At 62.4% G+C, this 23241-nt stretch carries 33 protein-coding genes; 32 read left to right on the forward strand and 1 reads right to left on the reverse strand.

The features are described from left to right. The first annotated feature begins 17 nt into the window (after positions 1-17). The 32 genes from fusA (at position 18) to XARJCFBP2528_RS21135 (ending at position 21573) form a co-directional block, all read left to right on the forward strand. On the forward strand, positions 18-2135 hold the full coding sequence (fusA, locus tag XARJCFBP2528_RS20980; protein ID WP_016900674.1) for an elongation factor G: 2118 nt from the start codon (positions 18-20) through the stop codon (positions 2133-2135). A gap of 48 nt (positions 2136-2183) precedes the next feature. Further along, complete coding sequence (gene tuf, locus XARJCFBP2528_RS20985) at positions 2184-3374, forward strand: elongation factor Tu (RefSeq protein WP_016900672.1); 1191 nt, start codon at positions 2184-2186, stop codon at positions 3372-3374. 467 nt (positions 3375-3841) lie between these two features. Next, positions 3842-4153: a 30S ribosomal protein S10 gene (gene rpsJ, locus XARJCFBP2528_RS20990; RefSeq protein ID WP_003486723.1), complete on the forward strand. Its 312-nt coding sequence runs from the start codon at positions 3842-3844 to the stop codon at positions 4151-4153. Between the two features lie 11 nt (positions 4154-4164). Continuing rightward, complete coding sequence (gene rplC, locus XARJCFBP2528_RS20995; RefSeq protein WP_006450633.1) at positions 4165-4815, forward strand: 50S ribosomal protein L3; 651 nt, start codon at positions 4165-4167, stop codon at positions 4813-4815. A gap of 12 nt (positions 4816-4827) precedes the next feature. Further along, positions 4828-5433 carry a 50S ribosomal protein L4 gene (gene rplD, locus XARJCFBP2528_RS21000; protein WP_016900669.1) on the forward strand — a complete coding sequence of 202 codons (606 nt, stop codon included), beginning with the start codon at positions 4828-4830 and terminating at the stop codon, positions 5431-5433. Then, positions 5430-5729: a 50S ribosomal protein L23 gene (rplW, locus tag XARJCFBP2528_RS21005; protein ID WP_002811694.1), complete on the forward strand. Its 300-nt coding sequence runs from the start codon at positions 5430-5432 to the stop codon at positions 5727-5729. The genes rplD and rplW overlap by 4 nt, the downstream gene beginning before the upstream one ends. A 10-nt stretch (positions 5730-5739) precedes the next feature. Then, complete coding sequence (gene rplB, locus XARJCFBP2528_RS21010) at positions 5740-6567, forward strand: 50S ribosomal protein L2 (protein ID WP_026063963.1); 828 nt, start codon at positions 5740-5742, stop codon at positions 6565-6567. Between the two features lie 6 nt (positions 6568-6573). After that, a complete protein-coding gene (gene rpsS / locus XARJCFBP2528_RS21015; protein ID WP_005993369.1) occupies positions 6574-6843 on the forward strand; it encodes a 30S ribosomal protein S19 in 270 nt (89 codons plus the stop codon). A gap of 12 nt (positions 6844-6855) precedes the next feature. Continuing rightward, the gene (gene rplV / locus XARJCFBP2528_RS21020) at positions 6856-7191 is read left to right on the forward strand and encodes a 50S ribosomal protein L22 (RefSeq protein WP_002811686.1); all 336 of its coding nucleotides are present in this window, start codon (positions 6856-6858) and stop codon (positions 7189-7191) included. A 17-nt stretch (positions 7192-7208) separates the two neighbouring features. After that, the gene (gene rpsC, locus XARJCFBP2528_RS21025; protein WP_016900664.1) at positions 7209-7943 is read left to right on the forward strand and encodes a 30S ribosomal protein S3; all 735 of its coding nucleotides are present in this window, start codon (positions 7209-7211) and stop codon (positions 7941-7943) included. A gap of 5 nt (positions 7944-7948) precedes the next feature. Beyond that, positions 7949-8362: a 50S ribosomal protein L16 gene (gene rplP, locus XARJCFBP2528_RS21030; protein WP_011036127.1), complete on the forward strand. Its 414-nt coding sequence runs from the start codon at positions 7949-7951 to the stop codon at positions 8360-8362. Then, positions 8362-8547 (forward strand): 50S ribosomal protein L29, encoded by a 186-nt coding sequence (rpmC, locus tag XARJCFBP2528_RS21035; RefSeq protein WP_006450638.1) that lies wholly within the window; start codon positions 8362-8364, stop codon positions 8545-8547. Before rplP ends, rpmC begins: the two co-directional genes overlap by 1 nt. A gap of 11 nt (positions 8548-8558) precedes the next feature. Next, positions 8559-8828 carry a 30S ribosomal protein S17 gene (gene rpsQ / locus XARJCFBP2528_RS21040; protein ID WP_016900663.1) on the forward strand — a complete coding sequence of 90 codons (270 nt, stop codon included), beginning with the start codon at positions 8559-8561 and terminating at the stop codon, positions 8826-8828. A 14-nt stretch (positions 8829-8842) separates the two neighbouring features. Continuing rightward, positions 8843-9211 carry a 50S ribosomal protein L14 gene (rplN, locus tag XARJCFBP2528_RS21045; protein WP_003486699.1) on the forward strand — a complete coding sequence of 123 codons (369 nt, stop codon included), beginning with the start codon at positions 8843-8845 and terminating at the stop codon, positions 9209-9211. Positions 9212-9226: 15 nt separating this feature from the next. Beyond that, positions 9227-9544: a 50S ribosomal protein L24 gene (gene rplX / locus XARJCFBP2528_RS21050; RefSeq protein ID WP_003486696.1), complete on the forward strand. Its 318-nt coding sequence runs from the start codon at positions 9227-9229 to the stop codon at positions 9542-9544. A gap of 11 nt (positions 9545-9555) precedes the next feature. After that, positions 9556-10098 carry a 50S ribosomal protein L5 gene (gene rplE / locus XARJCFBP2528_RS21055; protein ID WP_010371090.1) on the forward strand — a complete coding sequence of 181 codons (543 nt, stop codon included), beginning with the start codon at positions 9556-9558 and terminating at the stop codon, positions 10096-10098. Between the two features lie 18 nt (positions 10099-10116). After that, positions 10117-10422: a 30S ribosomal protein S14 gene (gene rpsN / locus XARJCFBP2528_RS21060; RefSeq protein ID WP_005917137.1), complete on the forward strand. Its 306-nt coding sequence runs from the start codon at positions 10117-10119 to the stop codon at positions 10420-10422. Positions 10423-10627: 205 nt separating this feature from the next. Then, the gene (gene rpsH, locus XARJCFBP2528_RS21065; RefSeq protein WP_010371096.1) at positions 10628-11026 is read left to right on the forward strand and encodes a 30S ribosomal protein S8; all 399 of its coding nucleotides are present in this window, start codon (positions 10628-10630) and stop codon (positions 11024-11026) included. Between the two features lie 15 nt (positions 11027-11041). After that, a complete protein-coding gene (gene rplF, locus XARJCFBP2528_RS21070) occupies positions 11042-11569 on the forward strand; it encodes a 50S ribosomal protein L6 (RefSeq protein WP_016900656.1) in 528 nt (175 codons plus the stop codon). 88 nt (positions 11570-11657) lie between these two features. Then, complete coding sequence (rplR, locus tag XARJCFBP2528_RS21075) at positions 11658-12017, forward strand: 50S ribosomal protein L18 (protein ID WP_016900655.1); 360 nt, start codon at positions 11658-11660, stop codon at positions 12015-12017. A gap of 158 nt (positions 12018-12175) precedes the next feature. After that, positions 12176-12718: a 30S ribosomal protein S5 gene (rpsE, locus tag XARJCFBP2528_RS21080; RefSeq protein WP_003486682.1), complete on the forward strand. Its 543-nt coding sequence runs from the start codon at positions 12176-12178 to the stop codon at positions 12716-12718. Beyond that, positions 12711-12902, forward strand: a complete 192-nt coding sequence (gene rpmD / locus XARJCFBP2528_RS21085) for a 50S ribosomal protein L30 (protein WP_016900652.1) — start codon at positions 12711-12713, stop codon at positions 12900-12902. Before rpsE ends, rpmD begins: the two co-directional genes overlap by 8 nt. A gap of 4 nt (positions 12903-12906) precedes the next feature. Continuing rightward, positions 12907-13350, forward strand: a complete 444-nt coding sequence (gene rplO, locus XARJCFBP2528_RS21090; protein ID WP_016900650.1) for a 50S ribosomal protein L15 — start codon at positions 12907-12909, stop codon at positions 13348-13350. 7 nt (positions 13351-13357) lie between these two features. After that, on the forward strand, positions 13358-14725 hold the full coding sequence (gene secY / locus XARJCFBP2528_RS21095) for a preprotein translocase subunit SecY (RefSeq protein WP_016900648.1): 1368 nt from the start codon (positions 13358-13360) through the stop codon (positions 14723-14725). 332 nt (positions 14726-15057) lie between these two features. Then, positions 15058-15414, forward strand: a complete 357-nt coding sequence (rpsM, locus tag XARJCFBP2528_RS21100; RefSeq protein WP_003486672.1) for a 30S ribosomal protein S13 — start codon at positions 15058-15060, stop codon at positions 15412-15414. Positions 15415-15424: 10 nt separating this feature from the next. Next, a complete protein-coding gene (rpsK, locus tag XARJCFBP2528_RS21105; RefSeq protein ID WP_003486671.1) occupies positions 15425-15817 on the forward strand; it encodes a 30S ribosomal protein S11 in 393 nt (130 codons plus the stop codon). A 15-nt stretch (positions 15818-15832) separates the two neighbouring features. Beyond that, positions 15833-16459 (forward strand): 30S ribosomal protein S4, encoded by a 627-nt coding sequence (gene rpsD / locus XARJCFBP2528_RS21110; RefSeq protein WP_002811641.1) that lies wholly within the window; start codon positions 15833-15835, stop codon positions 16457-16459. Between the two features lie 53 nt (positions 16460-16512). Then, positions 16513-17511, forward strand: a complete 999-nt coding sequence (locus tag XARJCFBP2528_RS21115) for a DNA-directed RNA polymerase subunit alpha (protein ID WP_002811635.1) — start codon at positions 16513-16515, stop codon at positions 17509-17511. Positions 17512-17691: 180 nt separating this feature from the next. Then, complete coding sequence (gene rplQ, locus XARJCFBP2528_RS21120; protein WP_003486665.1) at positions 17692-18075, forward strand: 50S ribosomal protein L17; 384 nt, start codon at positions 17692-17694, stop codon at positions 18073-18075. A 325-nt stretch (positions 18076-18400) separates the two neighbouring features. Then, on the forward strand, positions 18401-18919 hold the full coding sequence (locus XARJCFBP2528_RS21125) for a disulfide bond formation protein B (RefSeq protein WP_039513404.1): 519 nt from the start codon (positions 18401-18403) through the stop codon (positions 18917-18919). 48 nt (positions 18920-18967) lie between these two features. Beyond that, entirely contained in the window at positions 18968-20359 is a 1392-nt protein-coding gene (locus XARJCFBP2528_RS21130) for a class II 3-deoxy-7-phosphoheptulonate synthase (RefSeq protein ID WP_047125065.1), read from the forward strand. An 86-nt stretch (positions 20360-20445) separates the two neighbouring features. Beyond that, positions 20446-21573, forward strand: coding sequence for a mechanosensitive ion channel family protein (locus XARJCFBP2528_RS21135; protein ID WP_016904582.1), 1128 nt, complete (start codon positions 20446-20448; stop codon positions 21571-21573). On the opposite strand, the gene XARJCFBP2528_RS21140 is transcribed toward XARJCFBP2528_RS21135, so the two are convergent. Further along, on the reverse strand, positions 21563-23167 hold the full coding sequence (locus tag XARJCFBP2528_RS21140) for an amidase (RefSeq protein ID WP_016904581.1): 1605 nt from the start codon (positions 23165-23167) through the stop codon (positions 21563-21565). The two genes, XARJCFBP2528_RS21135 and XARJCFBP2528_RS21140, sit on opposite strands and share 11 nt — an antisense overlap. Positions 23168-23241: the final 74 nt, after the last annotated feature.

Raw genomic sequence — 23241 nt, forward strand, 5'->3', positions numbered from 1 at the left:
AAATTGAGAGGCTCCCCGTGGCCCGCACCACCCCTATCGAGCGTTACCGCAACTTCGGCATCATGGCCCACATCGATGCCGGCAAGACCACCACCTCCGAGCGCATCCTGTTCTACACCGGTGTCAGTCACAAGATCGGCGAAGTCCATGACGGCGCTGCAGTGATGGACTGGATGGAGCAGGAGCAGGAGCGTGGTATCACCATCACCTCCGCTGCGACCACCGCGTTCTGGTCGGGCATGGACAAGTCCATGCCGCAGCACCGCTTCAACATCATCGACACCCCCGGGCACGTTGACTTCACCATCGAAGTGGAGCGCTCCTTGCGCGTGCTCGACGGTGCGGTGTTCGTGCTGTGCGCCGTCGGTGGCGTGCAGCCGCAGTCCGAGACCGTGTGGCGCCAGGCCAACAAGTACGCCGTGCCGCGCATGGCCTTCGTCAACAAGATGGACCGTACCGGTGCCAACTTCGACAAGGTCGTCGAGCAGCTGAAGGCCCGTCTGGGTGCGTACGCCGTGCCGATGCAGGTGCCGATCGGCGCTGAAGATGGCTTCGAGGGCGTGGTCGACCTGCTCAAGATGAAGGCGATCCATTGGGATACCGCATCGCAGGGCACCACTTTCGAATACCGCGACATCCCGGCCGATCTGGTCGAGATCGCGACCGAGGCGCGTTCGTTCATGGTCGAGGCGGCTGCAGAAGCCAGCGAAGACCTGATGGACAAGTACCTCAACGAAGGCGACCTGAGCGAAGAAGAGATCCTGGTGGGTCTGCGCGAGCGCACCCTGAAGGTCGAAATCGTGCCGGTGTTCTGTGGCTCGGCGTTCAAGAACAAGGGCGTGCAGGCCATGCTCGACGGCGTCGTGCACCTGCTGCCGTCGCCGGCCGACCGTCCGCCGGTCCAGGGTATCGATGAGGACGAGAAGGAAGACACCCGTCCGGCCACCGATACCGCGCCGTTCTCGGCGTTGGCGTTCAAGATCATGACCGACCCGTTCGTGGGCTCGCTGACGTTCTTCCGTGTCTACTCGGGCACGTTGAACTCCGGCGACCAGGTCTACAACCCGGTCAAGTCGAAGAAAGAGCGCGTGGGCCGCATCCTGCAGATGCACTCCAACAATCGCGAAGAGATCAAGGAAGTGCGCGCTGGTGACATCGCCGCTGCCGTGGGTCTGAAGGACGTCACCACCGGCGACACGCTGTGTGCGCAGGACAAGGTCATCACCCTGGAGCGCATGGTGTTCCCGGAGCCGGTGATCTCGATGGCGGTGGAGCCCAAGACCAAGTCGGACCAGGAAAAGATGGGCATGGCCCTGGGCCGTCTGGCGCAGGAAGATCCCTCGTTCCGCGTCAAGACCGACGAAGAATCCGGCCAGACCATCATCTCGGGCATGGGCGAGTTGCACCTGGACATCATCGTCGACCGTATGCGTCGCGAGTTCAATGTCGAGGCCAACGTCGGCAAGCCGCAGGTGGCCTACCGCGAAACCATCCGCAAGTCCGACGTCAAGTCCGACTACAAGCACGCCAAGCAGTCCGGTGGTAAGGGTCAGTACGGTCACGTGGTGATCGAGCTGTCGCCGATGACCGAGGACGATCGCAAGAGCGACAACGTCAAGGACGATTTCCTCTTCATCAACGACATCACCGGCGGCATCATCCCGAAGGAATTCATCCCCTCGGTCGAAAAGGGTCTGCGCGAGACGATCACCAGTGGTCCGATCGCCGGCTTCCCGGTGGTGGGCGTGAAGGTCAAGCTGGTGTTCGGTTCGTACCACGACGTCGACTCCTCGGAAATGGCGTTCAAGCTGGCCGCGTCGATGGCGTTCAAGCAGGGCTTTGCGAAAGCCAGCCCGGTGTTGCTGGAGCCGATCATGAAGGTCGAAATCGTCAGTCCGGAGGATTACCTGGGTGACGTGATGGGCGACGTGAGCCGCCGTCGTGGCGTGTTGCAGGGTCAGGACGACAGCCCGTCGGGCAAGATCATCAACGCGATGATTCCGCTGGGTGAAATGTTCGGCTACGCGACCTCGCTGCGCTCGATGAGCCAGGGCCGTGCGACGTTCTCGATGGAATTCGACCACTACGAAGAGGCACCGGCCAACATCGCCGACGCCGTCACCAAGAAGGGCTGAGTTCGCTCAGCCGCTTCTCACAAATTTTTCAATTAGAGGTAGTTAGTCATGGCAAAAGCTAAATTTGAGCGCACCAAGCCGCACGTGAACGTCGGCACCATCGGTCACGTTGACCATGGCAAGACCACGTTGACAGCCGCGCTGACCAAGATCGGTGCTGAGCGTTTCGGTGGCGAGTTCAAGGCGTATGACGCGATCGACGCGGCGCCGGAAGAGAAGGCGCGCGGCATCACGATTTCGACCGCCCACGTCGAATACGAATCCCCGAACCGTCACTACGCGCACGTCGATTGCCCCGGCCACGCCGACTACGTCAAGAACATGATCACCGGTGCGGCGCAGATGGACGGCGCAATCCTGGTATGTTCGGCTGCTGACGGCCCGATGCCGCAGACCCGTGAGCACATCCTGCTCTCGCGTCAGGTCGGTGTGCCGCACATCGTCGTGTTCCTGAACAAGGCCGACATGGTTGACGACGCCGAGCTGCTCGAGCTGGTCGAAATGGAAGTGCGCGAGCTGCTCAGCAAGTACGACTTCCCGGGCGATGACACCCCGATCATCCACGGTTCGGCGCGTCTGGCGCTGGACGGCGATCAGAGCGAGATCGGCGTGCCGGCGATCCTGAAGCTGGTCGAGGCGCTGGATTCGTTCATTCCGGAGCCGACCCGCGACGTTGATCGTCCGTTCCTGATGCCGGTCGAAGACGTGTTCTCGATCTCCGGCCGCGGCACCGTGGTGACCGGTCGTATCGAGCGCGGCATCATCAAGGTCGGCGACGAAATCGAAATCGTCGGTATCCGTGACACCCAGAAGACCACCGTCACCGGCGTGGAAATGTTCCGCAAGCTGCTGGACCAGGGTCAGGCAGGCGACAACGCCGGTCTGCTGCTGCGCGGCACCAAGCGTGACGACGTCGAGCGCGGCCAAGTGCTGTGCAAGCCGGGTTCGATCAAGCCGCATACCGAGTTCGAGGCCGAAGTGTACGTGCTGTCCAAGGATGAGGGTGGCCGTCATACCCCGTTCTTCAAGGGCTATCGTCCGCAGTTCTACTTCCGCACCACCGACATCACTGGCGCTTGCCAGCTGCCGGAAGGCGTGGAGATGGTGATGCCGGGCGACAACGTGAAGATGGTCGTGACCCTGATCAACCCGGTCGCGATGGACGAAGGTCTGCGCTTCGCCATCCGTGAAGGCGGTCGTACCGTCGGCGCCGGTGTGGTTGCCAAGATCATCAAGTAAGTGCCTGCAGCCCGGCGGCGTTCAGTCGCTGGATCTGCAAAAGGGAGGGTCGGCGCAAGCCGGCCCTTTTTTTGTGCGCCAGGCCGGGTGGACATGCACAAGACAGCGTATTGATGGAGCGGGGCGCTTGCACAGGTAAAAGCCCATCGCTATAATGCGCGGCTCGGTGTCCCTGGGTAGGGCGCTGAGTTACAGCGAAAAGAACGGCAGGATGCCGCTCGTGTTCGCCAGACCGGGAAGGTCGCGTTGCATGGAGCACTCAACAACTCACATGTTGTTGACCGTGCTCTTGTTGCGCATTATACTTTTCCGTCTGGGCGGGCCGGTTTACCGGTCTGCCTCAGTTTTTGGGCGGAGGAAATGCCCTCGTCAGCAGGATGCATGACGATTTCATCTACGTCAGGAATATCGGGGCAGGTATCCCAGAGGCCTTGCCCGTCGCTCTTTTAACGAAGGAAGCTTCCGTCATGTCGGAACAAAAGATCCGGATTCGGTTGAAGGCGTTCGATCATCGTTTGATCGACCGTTCGGCCAGCGAGATCGTCGAAACGGCTAAGCGGACCGGCGCGCAAGTGCGTGGCCCGATCCCGTTGCCGACCAAGATCGAACGTTACACCATCCTCGTATCCCCGCATGCCGACAAGGATGCGCGTGACCAGTACGAAACCCGCACGCACAAGCGTGTGCTCGATATCGTCGACCCGAACGACAAGACCGTGGACGCGCTGATGAAGCTCGAACTCGCGGCTGGCGTCGACGTTCAGATCAAGTTGACCTGAGGACTACGACCATGACGAAGAAATATTCGTTGGGCTTCGTAGGCCGCAAGGCTGGTATGAGCCGCGTCTTCACTGAAGACGGTCGCTCGGTACCGGTCACGCTGATCGAAGCAACTCCAAACCGCATCGCGCAGATCAAGACCGTCGAAGCTGACGGCTACAGCGCTGTGCAGATTACCGTTGGTGCCCGTCGTGCCGCGCTGGTCAACAAGCCGGCTGCTGGCCACTTCGCCAAGGCGAAGGTGGAAGCGGGTCGCGGCCTGTGGGAATTCCGCGTTGAAGACGCGCAGCTCGGCGATTTCGCCGTCGGCGGCGAAATCAAGGCGGACATCTTCGAGGTCGGCCAGAAGGTCGACGTCCAGGGCGTCACCAAGGGTAAGGGTTTCCAGGGCACCATCAAGCGCTACAACTTCCGTATGGGCGATGCAACTCACGGTAACTCGCTGTCGCATCGCGCGCCGGGTTCGTTGGGTCAGCGCCAGACCCCGGGTCGCGTTTTCCCGGGTAAGAAGATGTCGGGCCACATGGGCGCCGTGCAGCAAAGCACGCAGAACCTGGAAGTGGTCAAGGTCGACGTCGAGCGTGGTCTGATTGCTATCCGCGGCGCCGTGCCTGGCGCAGCTGGTGGCGACGTGATCGTCCGTCCGGCGAGCAAGGCATAAGGAGAGATGACGATGGAACTCGTTATCACGGGTAGCAACAACAAGGTCTCGGTCTCCGATGCCGTGTTCGGTCGCGAATTCAGCGAAGATCTGGTTCACCAGGTCGTCGTCGCTTATCGCAATGCCGGTCGCGCTGGTACCAAGGCTCAGAAGACGCGTTCGGAAGTTGCGGGCACGACCAAGAAGTCGAAGAAGCAGAAGGGCGGCGGTGCGCGTCATGGCGCGCTGACGGCTCCGATCTTCGTCGGTGGCGGCGTGACCTTCGCGGCCAAGCCGCGCAGCTTCGAACAGAAAGTCAACCGCAAGATGTACCGTGCGGCCATCTGCGCGATCTTCTCTGAGCTTAACCGCCAGGGTCGCCTGATGATCGTCGATGCGTTCGACGTCGAAACCACCAAGACCCAGGGTCTGATCGAGAAGCTGAAGGGACTGGATGTGGGCAAGCGCCCGCTGATCGTCACCGAGGAAGCATCCGAGCACCTGTATCTGTCCGCCCGCAATCTGCCGTATGTGCAGGTGCGTGATGTGCAGGGTCTGGATCCGGTCGCTCTGGTCGGGGCCGATACGGTCGTGATCACCGCCGATGCGGTCAAGAAGGTCGAGGAGTGGCTGGCATGAGCAGCAACGAAAAAATCTTCAGCGTGCTGCGTGCTCCGCGAGTCTCCGAAAAGACCGCGCGCCTGCAGGAAATCTCCAACCAGTATGTCTTCGAAGTTTCGAACGAAGCCACCAAGGCCGATGTAAAGGCCGCGGTTGAGCAGTTGTTCGACGTCAAGGTCAAAGCGGTCAACGTGGTAAACGTCAAGGGCAAGAGCAAGTCCTTCCGTAACCGTGCTGGCAGCCGTGGCAATTGGCGCAAGGCGTACGTCCGCCTGGTTGATGGTCAGTCCATCGACGTAACGGCCAAGGCCTGAGGTCCATCCCATGCCATTGATGAAGTTCAAACCCACCTCTCCCGGCCGTCGTTCCGCCGTGCGCGTGGTTACTCCCGATCTGCATAAGGGCGCACCGCACGCGGCGCTGCTCGATTCGCAGAGCAAGTCCGGTGGTCGTAACCACCATGGCCGCATCACCGTGCGTCACGTCGGTGGTGGTCACAAGCAGCACTACCGCATCATCGACTTCAAGCGCAACAAGGAAGGCATTCCGGCGCGTGTGGAGCGGATCGAATACGATCCGAACCGTACCGCTCATATCGCCCTGCTGTGCTACGTCGACGGCGAGCGTCGCTACATCATCGCCCCCAAGGGCTTGAAGGCTGGCGATCAGGTCATTGCCGGTGCCAATGCACCGATCAAGATCGGCAACACGCTGCCGCTGCGCAACATCCCGGTCGGTACGACGGTCCACGGTATCGAGCTGAAGCCGGGTAAGGGCGCTCAGATCGCACGTGCTGCCGGTGCAGCCGTCCAGCTGGTCGCTCGCGAAGGCATCTATGCCACGCTGCGTCTGCGCTCGGGCGAAATGCGCAAGGTGCCGGTCGAGTGCCGCGCCACCATCGGCGAAGTCGGCAACGACGAGCACAACCTCGAGAAGCTGGGCAAGGCTGGCGCCAAGCGCTGGCGCGGTGTTCGTCCGACCGTTCGCGGTGCGGCCATGAACCCGGTCGATCACCCGCACGGTGGTGGTGAGGCCAAGGCTGGCCAGGGTAATCCGCATCCGGTCACCCCGTGGGGTGTTCCGACCAAGGGTTACAAGACGCGCAAGAACAAGCGTACCCAGCAATTCATCGTCCGCGACCGTAGGGGCTAATCGACCATGGCACGTTCACTTAAGAAGGGCCCGTTCGTCGATCACCACCTTGCAAAGAAGGTGGAGTCCGCTGCGGGTAGCAAGAAGCCGATCAAGACCTGGTCGCGCCGTTCGATGATCCTGCCGGAAATGGTAGGCATCACCATCGCCGTGCATAACGGCAAGAACCACATTCCGGTGCTCGTCAACGAGAATATGGTCGGCCACAAGCTCGGCGAATTTGCCGTCACCCGGACCTTCAAGGGTCACGGTGGCGACAAGAAGTCGAGCAGGTAAGGAGAGATGACGATGGAAGCGAAAGCAATCCTGCGCACCGCGCGCATCTCCCCGCAGAAGGCCCGCCTGGTCGCTGACCAGGTGCGTGGACTGTCCGCCGAACGTGCGGTCAATCTGCTGAAGTTCTCGGACAAGAAGGCTGCGCACCTGATCAAAAAGGTTGTGGAGTCGGCTATTGCCAATGCCGAGAACAATCAGGGCGCGGATGTCGACGAGCTGAAGGTCAAGACCATCATGGTTGATGAAGGTCCCTCCCTGAAGCGTTTCATGGCGCGGGCGAAAGGCCGCGGTACCCGCATCCTCAAGCGCACCAGTCACATCACTGTGATTGTTGGCGCCGCCAAGTAAGCGGAAAGGAAAAGACCATGGGTCATAAAGTTCATCCGACTGGAATTCGCCTTGGCATCGCCAAGGACTGGAATTCCAAGTGGTACGCAAGCAAGGCCGACTTCGCCGCCTACCTGGCAGCCGACCTGAAAGTGCGTGAAATGCTGCGCAAGAAGCTCGCGCAGGCAGGTATCAGCAAGATCTTGATCGAGCGCCCTGCCAAAACCGCCCGCGTGACGATCCACACCGCCCGTCCGGGCGTGGTGATCGGCAAGCGTGGCGAGGACATCGAAAAGCTGCGTAAGGAAGTGAGCGCGATGATGGGTGTTCCTGCCCACATCAATGTCACCGAAGTGCGCAAGCCGGAGCTGGATGCGCAGCTGGTCGCCGAGTCGATCGCGCAGCAGCTTGAGCGTCGCATCATGTTCCGCCGCGCAATGAAGCGCTCGGTCGGCAACGCGATGCGCTTGGGTGCCCTGGGCATCAAGGTCAATGTGGCTGGCCGCCTCAACGGTGCAGAAATTGCCCGTTCGGAGTGGTACCGCGAAGGCCGCGTGCCGCTGCACACGCTACGTGCCGACATCGATTACGGTTTTGCCGAGGCGTGCACGACGTACGGCATCATCGGCATCAAGGTCTGGATCTATAAGGGTGAGGTCTTTGACTTCTCCCAGGTTGGCCAGGAGAAGCAGGACGACAGCCCGCGCAACGATCGTAACGATCGCGGCGACCGTGGTGACCGTCCTTCGCGCCCGGCTCGTGAAGCGAGGTAACGGCAATGTTGCAACCCAAGCGAACCAAATATCGCAAGATGCACAAGGGCCGTAACGACGGCCTGGCATGGAGCGGAAACGCCGTCAGCTTCGGCGAGTACGGCCTCAAGGCAACCGCGCATGGTCAGCTGACCGCGCGTCAGATTGAAGCAGCACGTCGTACGATCAGCCGCCACGTCAAGAAGGGCGGCAAGATGTGGATTCGTGTGTTCCCCGACAAGCCGATCACCAAGAAGCCGATCGAAGTCCGCATGGGCTCCGGTAAGGGCAACGTGGAGTACTGGGTCGCGCAGATTCAGCCGGGCCGCATGATCTATGAAATCGAGGGTATTCCCGAAGATATCGCACGTGAGGCGTTCCGCCTTGCCGCCGCGAAATTGTCGGTGACCACCACTTTCGTGACCCGGACGGTGCGCTGATGGATATCAAACAACTCCGCGAGAAGTCGGCTGACGAACTGAAGGCCCACCTGACCGATCTGCGTAAGGAGCAGTTCTCGCTCCGTATGCAGCAGGTCACCGGCCAGCTGCCGAAGACCCACGATACCCGCCGGGTGCGCCGCGAGATTGCTCGCGTCAAGTACCTGCTCGGCAGCACCAAGTAAGGACGGCCGCGATGAGCGACAACAACGAAAAGCAAGCGCTGCGCACGGTCGAAGGCCGTGTCGTCAGCAACAAGATGGACAAGACGGTCACCGTGTTGGTGGAGCGCCAGGTCAAGCACCCGTTGTACGGTAAGTACATCAAGCGCTCGTCCAAGCTCCACGCACACGACGCCGACAATGCCTGCAACGAAGGCGACGTCGTGCGTGTGACCGAGATTGCTCCAATGTCCAAGACCAAGAACTGGCGGGTGGTCGAAATCGTCACCCGTTCGGCCGAATAAGGGAGATCTGAATCATGATCCAGATGCAGAGCTACCTCGATGTCGCCGACAATTCGGGTGCCAAGGAAGTGATGTGCATCAAGGTGCTGGGCGGCTCCAAGCGCCGCTACGCACACATTGGCGACATCATCAAGGTGACCGTCAAGGACGCCATTCCGCGTGGCAAGGTCAAGAAGGGCGAAGTCTACGACGCCGTCGTGGTGCGTACCCGCAAGGGTGTGCGCCGTCCCGACGGTTCGCTGATCCGCTTCGATGGCAACGCCGCTGTGCTGTTGAACAATAAGCAGGAGCCGATCGGGACCCGCATCTTCGGGCCGGTGACGCGCGAGCTGCGTTCCGAGAAGTTCATGAAGATCGTCTCGCTCGCTCCCGAAGTGCTGTGAGCGGAGGACATATACATGGCTAACCGTATCAAGAAGGGCGACCAGGTCGTCATCAACACCGGCAAGGACAAGGGTAAGCAGGGTGAAGTTGTGCGTGTGGATGGCGATCGCGTGATCGTCTCCAATGCCAACGTCATCAAGCGCCACACCAAGCCGAACCCGCAGGCGGGTGTCGCCGGCGGCGTGGTCGAGCGTGAAGCGTCGATCCATATCTCCAACGTAAATATCGTCAACCCGGCAACGGGCAAGGGCGAGCGCGTTGGCTTCAAGGTGCTGGAGGATGGACGCAAATTGCGTGTGTTCCGCTCCAGCGGTGAGGCGCTCGACGCCTGAGGAATGCGATCATGAACACTCGTCTCGAAAAGTTTTACAAGGAAAACGTGGTGCCGGCCCTGATGAAGGAATTCGGCTACACCAATCCGATGGAAGTGCCGAAGCTGGTCAAGGTCACGCTCAACATGGGCGTGGGCGAGGCGGCTACCAACAAGAAGATTCTGGAAAATGCGGTCGCCGACATGTCCAAGATCTCCGGTCAGAAGCCGGTGGTCACCAAGTCGCGCGTTTCGGTCGCATCGTTCAAGATTCGTGACGGTTGGCCGATCGGCTGCAAGACCACGTTGCGTCGCGCCAAGATGTACGAGTTTCTGGATCGTCTGATCAACATCTCGCTGCCGCGCGTGCGCGACTTCCGTGGTGTTTCCGGTCGCTCCTTTGACGGTCGTGGCAACTTCAACATGGGTGTGAAGGAACAGATCATCTTCCCGGAAATCGACTTCGACGCCGTCGACGCGATTCGCGGTATGGATATCGCCATCACCACCACCGCCAAGACGGATGCGGAAGCGAAGGCGCTGCTGGCAGCGTTCAAGTTCCCGTTCCGTAACTGACCGTCGAGGACATCCGAAATGGCAAAGACCTCCATGATCCACCGCGACATCAAGCGTGCAAAGCTGGCGAAGAAATTCGCCGGCAAGCGTGATGCGCTGAAGAAGATCCTCTCCAGTCAGGATGCGTCCTACGAAGAGAAGATCGACGCGTCGACCAAGTTGCAGAAGCTGCCGCGCGATTCGTCGCCGAGCCGCCACCGCAACCGTTGCGAGCTGTCCGGTCGTCCGCGCGGTGTCTACCGCAAGTTCGGTCTGGGTCGCAACATGCTGCGCAAGGCCACGATGAACGGCGACGTTCCAGGCCTGCGTAAGGCAAGCTGGTAACAGCATTGCCGGCCGTCCGCGGCCGGCTTGAACAGGATGGTTCTGTTCAACAAGGGAGTCCGACGCAAGTCGGGCTCTTTTGTCGTATACTTCCGCTTCTGTCTTGCCCGCATGGGCCTGGCATGGCGTAAAGGGTCCTGGCCCGTCCCCAGGAAAACACAAGATTTTCGCGAAAGCGGATATCGGTGCACTCAAAGGTACTCATATGAGCATGACTGATCCCATCGCCGACCTGCTGGTACGCATCAAGAATGCGGCCGCGGTTGGTAAGCAGACGGTGAAATTGCCGTCGTCCAAGATCAAGGTCGCGATCGCCCAGGTCCTGAAGGACGAGGGTTACATCACCGACCTGCGCGTGACAGCGACCGAGAACAACAAGTCGGAGCTGGAAATCGTGCTGAAGTATTTCGAAGGCCGTCCGGTCATCGAGACCCTGAAGCGTTTCTCGCGCTCGGGTCTGCGCCAGTACCGCGGCAAGACCGAGCTGCCCAAGGTCCTTGGCGGCCTGGGTATCGCCATCATCTCCACGTCGAAGGGCATCATGACCGATGCGCAGGCTCGCGAAGCCGGCGTTGGTGGTGAAGTCCTGTGCTTCGTGGCCTAAGGGAAGGAATCGATCATGTCCCGTGTAGCCAAGAAGCCTGTTTCCCTTCCGAAGGGTGTTGAACTCAAGGTCCAGCCCGAGCTGGTCAGCGTCAAGGGGCCGAAGGGCACCCTGACCCTGCCGAAGCCGGTCGGCGTCGAAATCGCCATCGACGGCGACGTTGCCACGCTGTCGGCCAACGAGCCGTCGCAGATCGCCATCACCGGCACCGTGCGCGCGATCCTGGCCAACATGGTCAAGGGTGTGTCCGAGGGCTTCGAGCGCAAGCTCGAGCTGGTCGGCGTCGGTTACCGTGCCGCCATGCAGGGCAAGGACCTGAGCCTGTCGCTCGGTTTTTCGCATCCGCTGGTGTTCGTGGCGCCGGAAGGCATCACGCTGTCGACCCCGACCCAGACCGAAATCGTGGTCCAGGGCGCCGACAAGCAGCGCGTCGGCGAAGTTGCCGCCAAGATTCGCGGTTTCCGTCCGCCGGAGCCCTATAAGGGCAAGGGTGTGAAGTACGCCGGTGAAGTCATCATTCGCAAGGAAGCCAAGAAGGCTTGATGGCGAGTCCCTCGCAAGAGCCCGCACATCCCTGTGCGGACTTTTGATAGGAGCGCGCTTTCCCTTCAGCTTCCGTAGGATAAATATCATGAGCATCAACAAGAACATCGCCCGTCTGCGTCGCGCCAAGTCCACCCGTTCGCACATCCGTGAACTGGGCGTCGCTCGCCTGTCGGTGCTGCGCACCGGCCAGCATCTGTATGCGCAGGTCTTCACCGCCGACGGCTCCAAGGTGATCGCTGCGGCGAACACCCTGCAGGCCGACGTCAAGGAGGGCCTGAAGAACGGCAAGAACAGTGATGCGGCCGTCAAGGTCGGCAAGCTGATCGCCGAGCGCGCCAAGGCTGCGGGCATCGAGAAGGTCGCATTCGATCGCTCGGGCTACCGCTACCATGGCCGTATCAAGGCGCTGGCCGACGCAGCTCGCGAAGGCGGCCTGCAGTTCTAAGCACTGCTGCGGATGTGGCCATCGGACACACCGCGTTACCGCCGGCAGGGGAGATGCCGGACCGTCCCGTTCTTTTGCAACGGTGCCGGGAACACAGCGTGGCTCCACAACCATAAGCGGCTTCGAGCCGTACATACTCAATCAATCAAGGAATCAAGATGGCAGAAGAACGTGCACCGCGGGGTCGTGATCGCGACCGTAACCGCGAAGAGAAAGTCGACGATGGCATGATCGAAAAGCTGGTCGCGGTCAATCGCGTCAGCAAGACGGTCAAGGGCGGTCGCCAGTTCACCTTCACCGCGCTGACCGTGGTCGGCGATGGTCTGGGCAAGGTTGGTTTCGGTTATGGCAAGGCGCGCGAAGTGCCGGTCGCCATCCAGAAGTCGATGGAGCAGGCGCGCAAGAACCTGGCTACTGTGGATCTGAACAACGGTACCTTGTGGCATGCCGTCAAGTCCGGCCATGGCGCAGCACGCGTCTACATGCAGCCGGCGTCGGAAGGTACGGGCGTCATCGCCGGCGGCGCCATGCGCGCTGTGCTGGAAGCGGTCGGCGTCAAGAACGTGCTGGCCAAGGCGGTTGGTTCGCGTAATCCGATCAACCTGGTCCGTGCAACCTTGAAGGGTCTGTCGGAAGTGCAGTCGCCGGCCCGTGTTGCGGCCAAGCGCGGCAAGAAGGTGGAGGAACTCAACCATGGCTAAGGACACCGACAAGACCGTGAAGGTGCGCCTGGTGCGTGGCCTGCGTGGAACCCAGTCGCGTCACCGCCTGTCGGTGCGTGCGTTGGGCCTGAATAAGCTCAACGATGTGCGTGAACTGAAGGACAGCCCGCAGGTTCGCGGTCTGATCAACACCGTTCACTACCTCGTCAAGGTTGAGGACTAATCCCATGACTTTGCATCTCAATGACCTCAAGCCCGCCGACGGCGCCCGTACCGAGCGCACCCGCGTCGGTCGTGGCATCGGCTCCGGCCTTGGCAAGACCTGCGGCCGCGGCCACAAGGGTTCGTTCGCTCGCAAGGGCGGCGGCAAGATCAAGGCCGGCTTCGAAGGCGGCCAGACGCCGATGCAGCGCCGTCTGCCGAAGATCGGCTTCCGTTCCAAGATGGCGCGTGACAGTGCCGAAGTGTTGTCCTACCAGCTGGACAAGCTGGAAGCCGGTGAGATCGACTTTGCAGCGCTGCGTGCGGCCAATCTGGTCCCGAGCCGCGCCAAGAAGGCGAAGATCGTGCTGAAGGGCGAGCTGAGCAAGAAGTTCGTGCTGAAGGGTGTCGCCGCAAGTGCGGGCGCCAAGGCAGCAATCGAAGCTGCCGGCGGCAGCGTAGAGGAGTAATCGGCAGATGGCGCAGGCTGGCATTGGTAACCTCGGTGGCGGGCTCGGCAAGTTCACGGAACTTCGCCAGCGGCTACTGTTCGTCCTCGGGGCATTGATTGTCTATCGCATCGGCTGCTATGTGCCGGTGCCGGGCGTGAATCCCGATGCCATGCTTTCGTTGATGCAGGCGCAGGGCGGCGGCATCGTGGATATGTTCAACATGTTCTCGGGCGGCGCCCTGCACCGTTTCAGTATTTTTGCGTTGAACGTGATGCCGTATATCTCGGCATCGATCGTGATCCAGTTGGCCACGCACATCTTTCCCGCCCTCAAGGCGATGCAGAAGGAAGGCGAATCCGGCCGACGCAAGATCACCCAGTATTCGCGCATCGGTGCGGTGTTGCTGGCGGTGGTGCAGGGCGGCAGTATCGCGCTGGCCCTGCAGAACCAGACCGCGCCTGGTGGCGCTCCGGTGGTGTACGCGCCGGGCATGGGCTTTGTGCTCACCGCAGTGATTGCACTGACCGCCGGCACCATCTTCCTGATGTGGGTGGGCGAGCAGGTCACCGAGCGGGGCATCGGTAACGGTGTGTCGCTGATCATCTTTGCCGGCATCGTTGCAGGCCTTCCGTCGGCGGCAATCCAGACCGTCGAGGCCTTCCGCGAAGGCAATTTGAGCTTCATTTCGCTGCTGCTGATCGTTATCACCATTCTGGCGTTCACGCTGTTTGTGGTGTTTGTCGAGCGCGGGCAGCGACGTATCACGGTCAATTACGCGCGCCGCCAGGGCGGTCGCAATGCGTACATGAACCAGACCTCGTTCCTGCCGCTGAAGCTCAACATGGCAGGCGTGATTCCGCCGATCTTCGCGTCCAGCATCCTGGCCTTCCCGGCGACGCTGTCGATGTGGTCGGGTCAGGCGGCATCTGGCAGTGGCGTGGGTTCGTGGCTGCAGAAGATCGCCAATGCGCTTGGGCCCGGCGAGCCGGTGCACATGCTGGTATTCGCTGCGCTGATCATCGGCTTCGCGTTCTTCTATACCGCGCTGGTGTTCAACTCGCAGGAAACCGCCGACAACCTCAAGAAGTCGGGCGCACTGATTCCGGGTATCCGTCCGGGCAAGGCGACGGCTGACTATGTTGACGGCGTGCTGACCCGGCTGACCGCAGCGGGTTCGCTGTACCTGGTGATCGTCTGCCTGCTGCCGGAAATCATGCGCACCCAGCTTGGCACCTCGTTTCACTTCGGTGGTACGTCGTTGCTGATCGCCGTGGTGGTGGTGATGGACTTCATCGCGCAGATCCAGGCCCATCTGATGTCGCATCAGTATGAGAGCCTGCTGAAGAAGGCCAACCTCAAGGGTGGCTCGCGCGGCGGTCTGGCGCGCAGTTAAGTGGTACACTAGACCTTCATTGCGTGAAGGCGGCCTGGTTCCCGGGCCACGATCTTCCGATCAGAAGGGCGGCTCGCGCGACGTCTCGCGCGCGGGTGTGACGAGGTGGTCCTGTGCGGGAGTAGTACAGGCGATTCGGAGAAGTTTTCTGGATCAACATCGTCCGGCGCCGGAGCGAGGGCACACTCCCCACGCCGGGTCCATGGAACTTTTGGTTCCACGGGCTTCAAAGCAATCCGAGGCCTTGCTACAATTCCGAGTTCACTTTTGATCCATCCTGCCGGATGGCGCCTGGGCGCTGTCGGGCCATCACTCAGTTGGAGAATCGCGTCATGGCGCGTATTGCAGGCGTCAACCTGCCAGCCCAGAAGCACGTCTGGGTCGGGTTGCAAAGCATCTACGGCATCGGCCGTACCCGTTCGAAGAAGCTCTGCGAATCCGCAGGCGTTACCTCGACCACGAAGATTCGTGATCTGTCCGAACCCGAAATCGAGCGCCTGCGCGCCGAGGTCGGCAAGTATGTCGTCGAAGGCGACCTGCGCCGCGAAATCGGTATCGCGATCAAGCGACTGATGGACCTGGGCTGCTATCGCGGTCTGCGTCATCGCCGTGGTCTCCCGCTGCGTGGTCAGCGCACCCGTACCAACGCCCGCACCCGTAAGGGTCCGCGCAAGGCGATCAGGAAGTAAGGGATAGATCATGGCAAAGCCAGCAGAAAAGAAAACGAAGAAGAAGATCAAGCGCGTCATCACTGACGGCGTCGCTCACGTCCACGCTTCGTTCAACAACACCATCGTCACCATCACCGATCGCCAGGGCAATGCACTGTCGTGGGCTACGTCCGGCGGCGCCGGCTTCCGTGGTTCGCGCAAGTCGACCCCGTTCGCTGCTCAGGTTGCCGCCGAAAAGGCTGGCCGCGCTGCGCTCGACTACGGCGTGAAGTCGCTGGAAGTACGTATCAAGGGTCCGGGTCCGGGCCGTGAGTCGGCCGTGCGTTCGTTGAACAACGTGGGCTACAAGATCACCAACATCATCGACGTGACGCCAATCCCGCACAACGGGTGCCGTCCGCCGAAGAAGCGTCGCGTCTAAAGGGAGCGATAAGAAATGGCTCGTTATATCGGTCCTACCTGTAAGCTCGCCCGCCGCGAAGGCGCCGACCTTTCCCTCAAGAGCCCGGCGCGTGCGCTGGACTCCAAGTGCAAGCTTGAGCAGAAGCCCGGCCAACACGGCGCGGCTCGCAAAGGCAAGCTCTCCGACTACGCTACCCAGCTGCGTGAAAAGCAGAAGGTCAAGCGCATCTACGGTTTGCTGGAACGTCAGTTCCGCAACTACTACAAGAAGGCCTCGACCAAGAAGGGCAACACCGGCGAGAACCTGCTGCAGTTGCTGGAAACCCGTCTGGACAACGTCTGCTACCGCATGGGCTTTGCCGTCACCCGTCCGGCCGCGCGCCAGCTGGTGTCGCACCGTGGCGTGCTGGTCAATGGCAAGTCGGTGAATCTGGCTTCGTACCAGATCAAGGCTGGCGATGCGATCACGCTGTCGGAAAAGGCACAGAAGCAGCTTCGCGTGCAGGAAGCCCTGACCGTGGCTGAGCAGCACGACATGACGCCGTCGTGGGTCGAAGTCGATTCGAAGAAGTTCAGCGGCGTGTTCAAGGCCGTTCCGGATCGCGCTGACCTGCCTTCGGATATCAACGAAGCGCTGATCGTCGAGTTGTATTCGAAGTAATTCACATTGGAGAGCCTCCGGCACCGCCGGAGGTTCGCAGGAGACCCCGCAACATGACGGTTACCGCCAACCAGGTTCTGCGCCCCCGTGGTCCGCAGATCGAACGTCTTACCGACAATCGCGCAAAGGTCGTGATCGAGCCCTTGGAGCGCGGTTACGGGCACACGCTGGGCAATGCCCTGCGTCGTGTGCTGTTGTCGTCGATCCCGGGTTTTGCGATCACCGAGGTCGAGATCGACGGCGTGCTGCACGAGTACACCACGGTCGAAGGGCTGCAGGAAGACGTGCTTGACGTCCTGCTCAACCTGAAAGACGTGGCGATTCGTATGCATAGTGGCGACAGCGCGACGCTGTCGTTGTCCAAGCAGGGTCCGGGCACGGTCACTGCAGCCGACATCAGGACCGATCACAACGTCGAGATCATCAACGGCGACCACGTGATCTGCCACCTGACCAAGGACACGGCGCTGAACATGCGCCTGAAGATCGAGCGTGGTTTCGGCTATCAGCCGGCTGCCGCGCGTCGTCGTCCGGACGAAGAGACCCGCACCATCGGTCGTCTGATGCTGGATGCGTCGTTCTCGCCGGTGCGTCGCGTTGCCTATGCCGTGGAAGCTGCGCGCGTTGAACAGCGCACCGACCTCGACAAGCTGGTGATCGATATCGAAACCAACGGAACGATCGATGCCGAGGAAGCCGTGCGCACCGCCGCCGACATCCTCAGCGATCAGCTGTCGGTGTTCGGCGATTTCACCCACCGCGATCGCGGTGCGGCCAAGCCGGCTGCCAGCGGCGTGGATCCGGTGCTGCTGCGCCCGATCGACGACCTTGAGCTGACCGTGCGTTCGGCCAACTGCCTGAAGGCCGAGAGCATCTACTACATCGGCGATCTGATCCAGAAGACCGAAGTGGAGCTGCTCAAGACCCCGAACCTCGGCAAGAAGTCGCTGACCGAAATCAAGGAAGTGCTGGCACAGCGCGGCCTTGCGCTGGGCATGAAGCTGGAGAACTGGCCGCCGGCCGGTGTCGCCCAGCATGGCATGCTTGGTTAATGCATCACCGCATGGGCGTCTTCGGGCGCCCATGCTGTTTTTTTACATCGACGGGCCAAAGCCCGCGGTGACATCCGGTCAAAGGACGGCCGGCTCGGACCAACCGCAGTCCATTCAACAGCGCCAGGATGGCGACAACGTCTCTCAAGCAGTCTCAACATTCCTTAGGAAATCACACTCATGCGTCACCAGAAATCCGGTCGTAAATTCAACCGCACCAGCGCGCACCGCGAAGCCATGTTCCGCAATATGGCCGCGTCGCTGTTCAAGCACGAGCTGATCAAGACCACCTTGCCGAAGGCCAAGGAACTGCGTCGCGTCGCCGAGCCGCTGATCACCATCGGCAAGGTCGATGGCGTTGCCAATCGTCGTCTGGCGTTTGCTCGCCTGCGCGACAAGGAAGCAGTGGGCAAGCTGTTCGTCGAACTGGGCCCGCGTTACGCGACCCGTCCCGGCGGCTACCTGCGCATCCTGAAGGCCGGCTTCCGTGCCGGTGACAATGCGCCGATGGCGTATGTCGAGCTGGTCGACCGTCCGGTCGTCGCCGAGGAAGTGGCCGAGTAATCGGTTCGCCCTTCGCAAAGATTCTCGAAAAGCCCGGCTAGCGCCGGGCTTTTTTATTGCCGGTGCCGGACCATGGCGGTCGATCTTGGTGCCGGTCTTGCGCCAGCGCAGCGCAGTGACGTGCGGGGCCGAGGCTGATCGACACGGGCACTGCAAAAGTGACCGCATCCGGCAGCGTGGCGCGGTCTGCAGGGTGGCGCATGACTGTCGACCTGCATGACTGCACCGGGCCTGCCGCCAGGCAACCTGCCCGATGCAGGCATCCGTGGTCACCGCGGCAGCGATGGCTGATAATCGGGCATTCGTTCTTAGGCAAGCGGTAGCGATGAATCCATTTCGTTGGGGTTTCCGGGCGCAGTTTCTGCTGGGCTTTCTTGCCTGCGCAGGACTGCTTGCCTACGCGATCTATGTGCAGCTGCATCTTGGGCTGGAGCCTTGCCCGCTATGCATCTTCCAGCGGATCGCGTTTGCGGCGCTGGCGGTGTTGTTTCTGCTGGGCGCCTTGCATGGGCCGCGCGCCGCGGGCACGCGCAAGCTCTATGGCGTGCTGAGCTTCATCGCTGCCGGCGTCGGCATGGGCATCGCGGCGCGGCATGTCTGGGTGCAGATCCGGCCCAAGGACATGATGTCCTCGTGCGGGCCGCCGTTGAGCTTCCTGAGCGAGACGATGGGGCCGTTCGAAGTGTTCCGCACCGTGCTGACCGGCACCGGCGACTGCGGCAATATCGATTGGCGCTTTCTGGGCCTGAGCATGCCGATGTGGAGCATGCTGTGGTTTGTGGGCCTGGCGCTATGGGCGCTGTATGCCGGCTTCAGGCAGCGTGGTCCGCGCAAATTGTTCTGATCGTTTCGTTCCGGCGCTGGCCGGCGCCCGAGATTTCTGGAGTTCACGATGTCCGCTTCCCCTCATTCGTCCGTCAACCGGGCAGACCAGTGGTCGCCGCAGAGCTGGCGGCAGCGTCCGGCGTTGCAGATGCCGGTCTACCCGGACGCCGTTGCGCTGGAACACACGCTGGGCGAGTTGCGGCAGTTGCCGCCGCTGGTGACCTCCTGGGAAATCTTCGCGCTCAAGCGTCAGCTGGCGGAGGCGCAGGAAGGCAAGCGCTTCCTGCTGCAGGGCGGGGACTGCGCCGAGAATTTCAGCGATTGCGAATCGGGCACGATCTCCAATCGCCTGAAGGTGCTGCTGCAAATGAGCCTGGTGCTGGTGCATGGTCTGCACCTGCCGGTGGTGCGGGTAGGGCGCTTTGCCGGGCAGTACGCCAAGCCACGTTCGGCCGACACCGAAACCCGCGACGGGGTGACCTTGCCGAGCTACCGCGGCGATGTGATCAACGCGCCGGCCTTCACCGAAGCGGCGCGCGTGCCGGATCCGCAGCGCATGATCACCGCGCATTCGCGCTCGGCGATGACGATGAATTTCGTGCGCGCCCTGATCGACGGCGGCTTTGCCGACCTGCACCATCCCGAATACTGGAATCTGGACTGGGTGGGGTATTCGCCGCTGGCGGCGGACTACCAGAAGATGGTGGCGTCGATCGGCGATGCGGTGCGCTTCATGGAGACCCTGTCCGGCGCGGAGGTCTACAACCTCAATCGCATCGACTTCTACACCTCGCACGAGGCGCTGTTGCTGCCGTACGAGGAAGGCCTGACCCGGCAGGTGCCGCGCCAGTGGGGCTGGTTCAACCTGAGCACGCATTACCCGTGGATCGGCATGCGCACCGCCGCGCTGGATGGCGCGCATGTGGAATACCTGCGTGGCGTGCGTAATCCGATCGCGATCAAGGTAGGGCCGTCGGTGCAGCCGGATCAGCTGTTGCGTCTGATCGACGTGCTCAATCCCGAAGACGAACCCGGCCGCCTGAGCTTCATCCATCGCATGGGCGCGGCGCAGATCGCCGAGAAGTTGCCGCCGCTGCTGGAGGCGGTCAAGCGCGGTGGACGTCGTGTGTTGTGGGTCTGCGATGCGATGCATGGCAATACCGAAAGCACCGGAAATGGCTACAAAACTCGGCGTTTCGACAATATCCGCAGCGAGGTCGAGTTGTCCTTCGATCTGCATGCGGCCGCCGGGACGCGGCTGGGCGGGGTGCATCTGGAACTGACCGGCGAAGACGTCACCGAATGCACCGGTGGTGCGCGCGAGCTGACCGAGCGCGACCTGGAACGCGCCTATCGCTCCAGCGTGGACCCGCGCCTGAACTACGAGCAGTCGCTGGAAATCGCAATGGCGATCGTGCGCAAGCAACAGCAGGTGGCGTCGCAACCGCTGGGCGCGTGATGTCGCTGTACGCATGACGTGATGCTCATGCCGCGTGCGGCATGATGCTGCAGCCATCCCTCTTTCCCCCCCACAGGAGGAACGGTTTGACTGCCGATTGGAACGTCATCCGCGAATACGCAATCCCGCTTGGTGCCGCGCTGCTGGCGGGTATCGTCACCTGGTCGTTGATGCTGTGGCTGTTTCGCCGCATGCAGGGCCGCGACTATCGCCGCGCACGCATCATCCGTGTGGTCACGCTGCCGGCTGCCTTCATCCTGCCGCTGCTGTTTCTGGGCGTCGCCACCGAAGCGACGCCGCTATCCGGCAAGGGGCTGGCGGCGATGCAGCATCTGCTGCATGTCGGCATCGTCGGCTGCGTGACCTGGCTGTTGGTGCGCGCCGTCGCCGCCGGCGAGATGGCGATTCTGCGCAGCAACCCGATCGAGGTGTCCGACAACCTCACCGCACGGCGCATCCAGACCCAGACACGCGTGCTGAGCCGGGTGGTGATGGGCGCGGTGATCCTGCTCGGCATCTCGGTGGTGCTGCTGACCTTTCCGCAGGTGCGCCAGATCGGCAAGACGCTGCTGGCCTCGGCCGGCATCATCGGCCTGGTGGCCGGTATCGCGGCCAAGCCGGTGTTCGGCAACCTGATCGCCGGTTTGCAGATTGCCTTGACCCAGCCGATCCGGCTGGACGATGTGGTGATCGTGGAGGGCGAGTGGGGCCGCATCGAGGAGATCGGCAGCTCGTATGTGGTGGTGCGGATCTGGGACGAGCGGCGCATGGTGGTGCCGTTGACCTGGTGGATCGAGCACCCGTTCCAGAACTGGACTCGCAGCAGCGCCGATCTGCTCGGTACCGCATTCCTGTGGCTGGACTACCGCACCCCGATCGCGGCGGTGCGTGCCGAGCTGGAGCGCATCTGCAAGAGCGAGCCGCTGTGGGATGGGCGCGTGTGCGTGACCCAGGTGACTGAAACCAGCGAGAGCACGATCCAGGTGCGCCTGCTGGTGAGTGCGCGCAATTCCGGCGATGCGTTCGATCTGCGCTGCATCAGCCGCGAGCGCATGATCGACTTCCTGACCCGCGAGCACCCTTACGCACTGCCCAGGATCCGCGCCGAAATCGCCGCGCAGGAAAAGCCGCCCCTGCGCGCTGCCGCGCCGATCGTCCAGGAGAGCGTGCGCTCGCCCGGTGCCGAAGACGGCGAGCCTGCGACTACGGTGTAGCTGCAGGCGCGGCCGCCGATGCGCTGGGCGCAGTCGGCGCATAGCGGGGCGCAACACGCGCCTTGCTGCGTTGTTCGTAGGCGTAGGCCAGTTCGATCAGGCGCGGCTCGCTCCAGGCACTGCCCATGAACAACAAGCCCAGCGGCAGGCCCTGGGTTTGCCCCATCGGCACGCTCAGGCTGGGATAACCGGCCACCGCGGCCGCACCGTAGCCGGCTCCGGGAAAGGTATCGCCCTTGACCAGGTCGGTGACCCAGGCGGCACCGGTGGTCGGCACGATCAGCGCGTCCAGGCGATTGGCCTGCAGCGCGGCGTCGATGCCTTCCGGCCCGGCCAGCCGTTTGGCAGTGGCGCGGGCCGTGAGATAGGCGGCCTCGTCCAGTCCGGCCGCGGCCTGCGCCTGCTCGAACAGCTCCTGCCCGAAGTAGGGCATCTCACGCTGCGCGTGGCTGCGATTGAAGGCGATCAATTGCTCCAGGCTCGACACCGGGGCGGCGTGGCTGCGCAGATACGCATTCAGGCCGGCCTTGAACTCGACCAACAAGACCGTTTGCTCGGCGGCGTCCCACTGGCCCTCGGTTGCCAGGCTGGTTTCGATCACGGTGGCGCCGGCGGCGCGCAGCGTCTGCACGGCGCGCTCCAGCGTGGCGGCAATGGCCGGATCTTCGCGCAAGGGATTGCGTAGCAGGCCCAGGCGGGCGCCGCGCAGGCCATCGGGCCTGAGATGCGCCAGATAGTCCGGTGTGGACGTCGGTGCAGTGCGCGCGGCCGGATCCTGCGGGTCGGGCGCAGCGATCGCCTGCAGCACGGCGGCCGCATCGGCGACGCTGCGCGTCATCGGGCCGGCGGTGTCCTGGCTGGCCGAGATCGGAATGATGCCGTCGCGGCTGACCAGGCCCACGGTCGGCTTGAGCCCGACCAGGCCGTTCACCGAGGCCGGGCAGGTGATGCTGCCGTCGGTTTCGGTGCCGATGCCGACTGTGGCCAGGCTGGCGGCGATCGCCGCACCGGTGCCGGCACTGGAGCCGCAGGGATTGCGATCCAGGGCGTACGGATTGCGGGTCAGCCCGCCGCGCGCGCTCCAGCCGGAGCTGGACTTGGTGGAGCGGAAGTTGGCCCACTCGCTCAGGTTGGTCTTGCCCAGGATCACCGCGCCAGCGGTGCGCAGGCGCTGCACCAGGAACGCATCGCGGCCGGGCCTGAAATCGGCCAGTGCCAGCGAGCCGGCGCTGTTGACCATCGGCAGCGCATCGATGTTGTCCTTGAGCAGTACCGGAATGCCATGCAGGGGCCCGCGCAGATGGCCGGCGCGGCGTTCGGCGTCCAATGCACGTGCGTCGGTTTCGGCCTGCGGGTTGAGTTCGATCACCGCATTGAGAGTGGGCCCGGCGCGATCGATGGTGGCGACACGCTGCAGGTACGTGCGGGTCAGGTCCAGGCTGCTGGTCTTCCCTGACGCCATGCGTGCCTGCAGGCCGACGATGTCGGCATCGATCAGGTCGTCTTGCCTGGCAGTGGCTGCGTTGGCACCGGCCGGGGTCAGGCTATCGGTATGCGCACAGCCGCACAGCGCAAGCAGCAGCGCGAAGGACAAGGTAGTGGATCGCATTGGCGGTGTTCCCCGGGGACTGTTCGCAGGCTAACGGCGCTGCGTCGGGGTGACAATGT

Origin of the sequence: Xanthomonas arboricola pv. juglandis, from assembly GCF_001013475.1 — a bacterium.
Classification (GTDB): domain Bacteria; phylum Pseudomonadota; class Gammaproteobacteria; order Xanthomonadales; family Xanthomonadaceae; genus Xanthomonas; species Xanthomonas arboricola.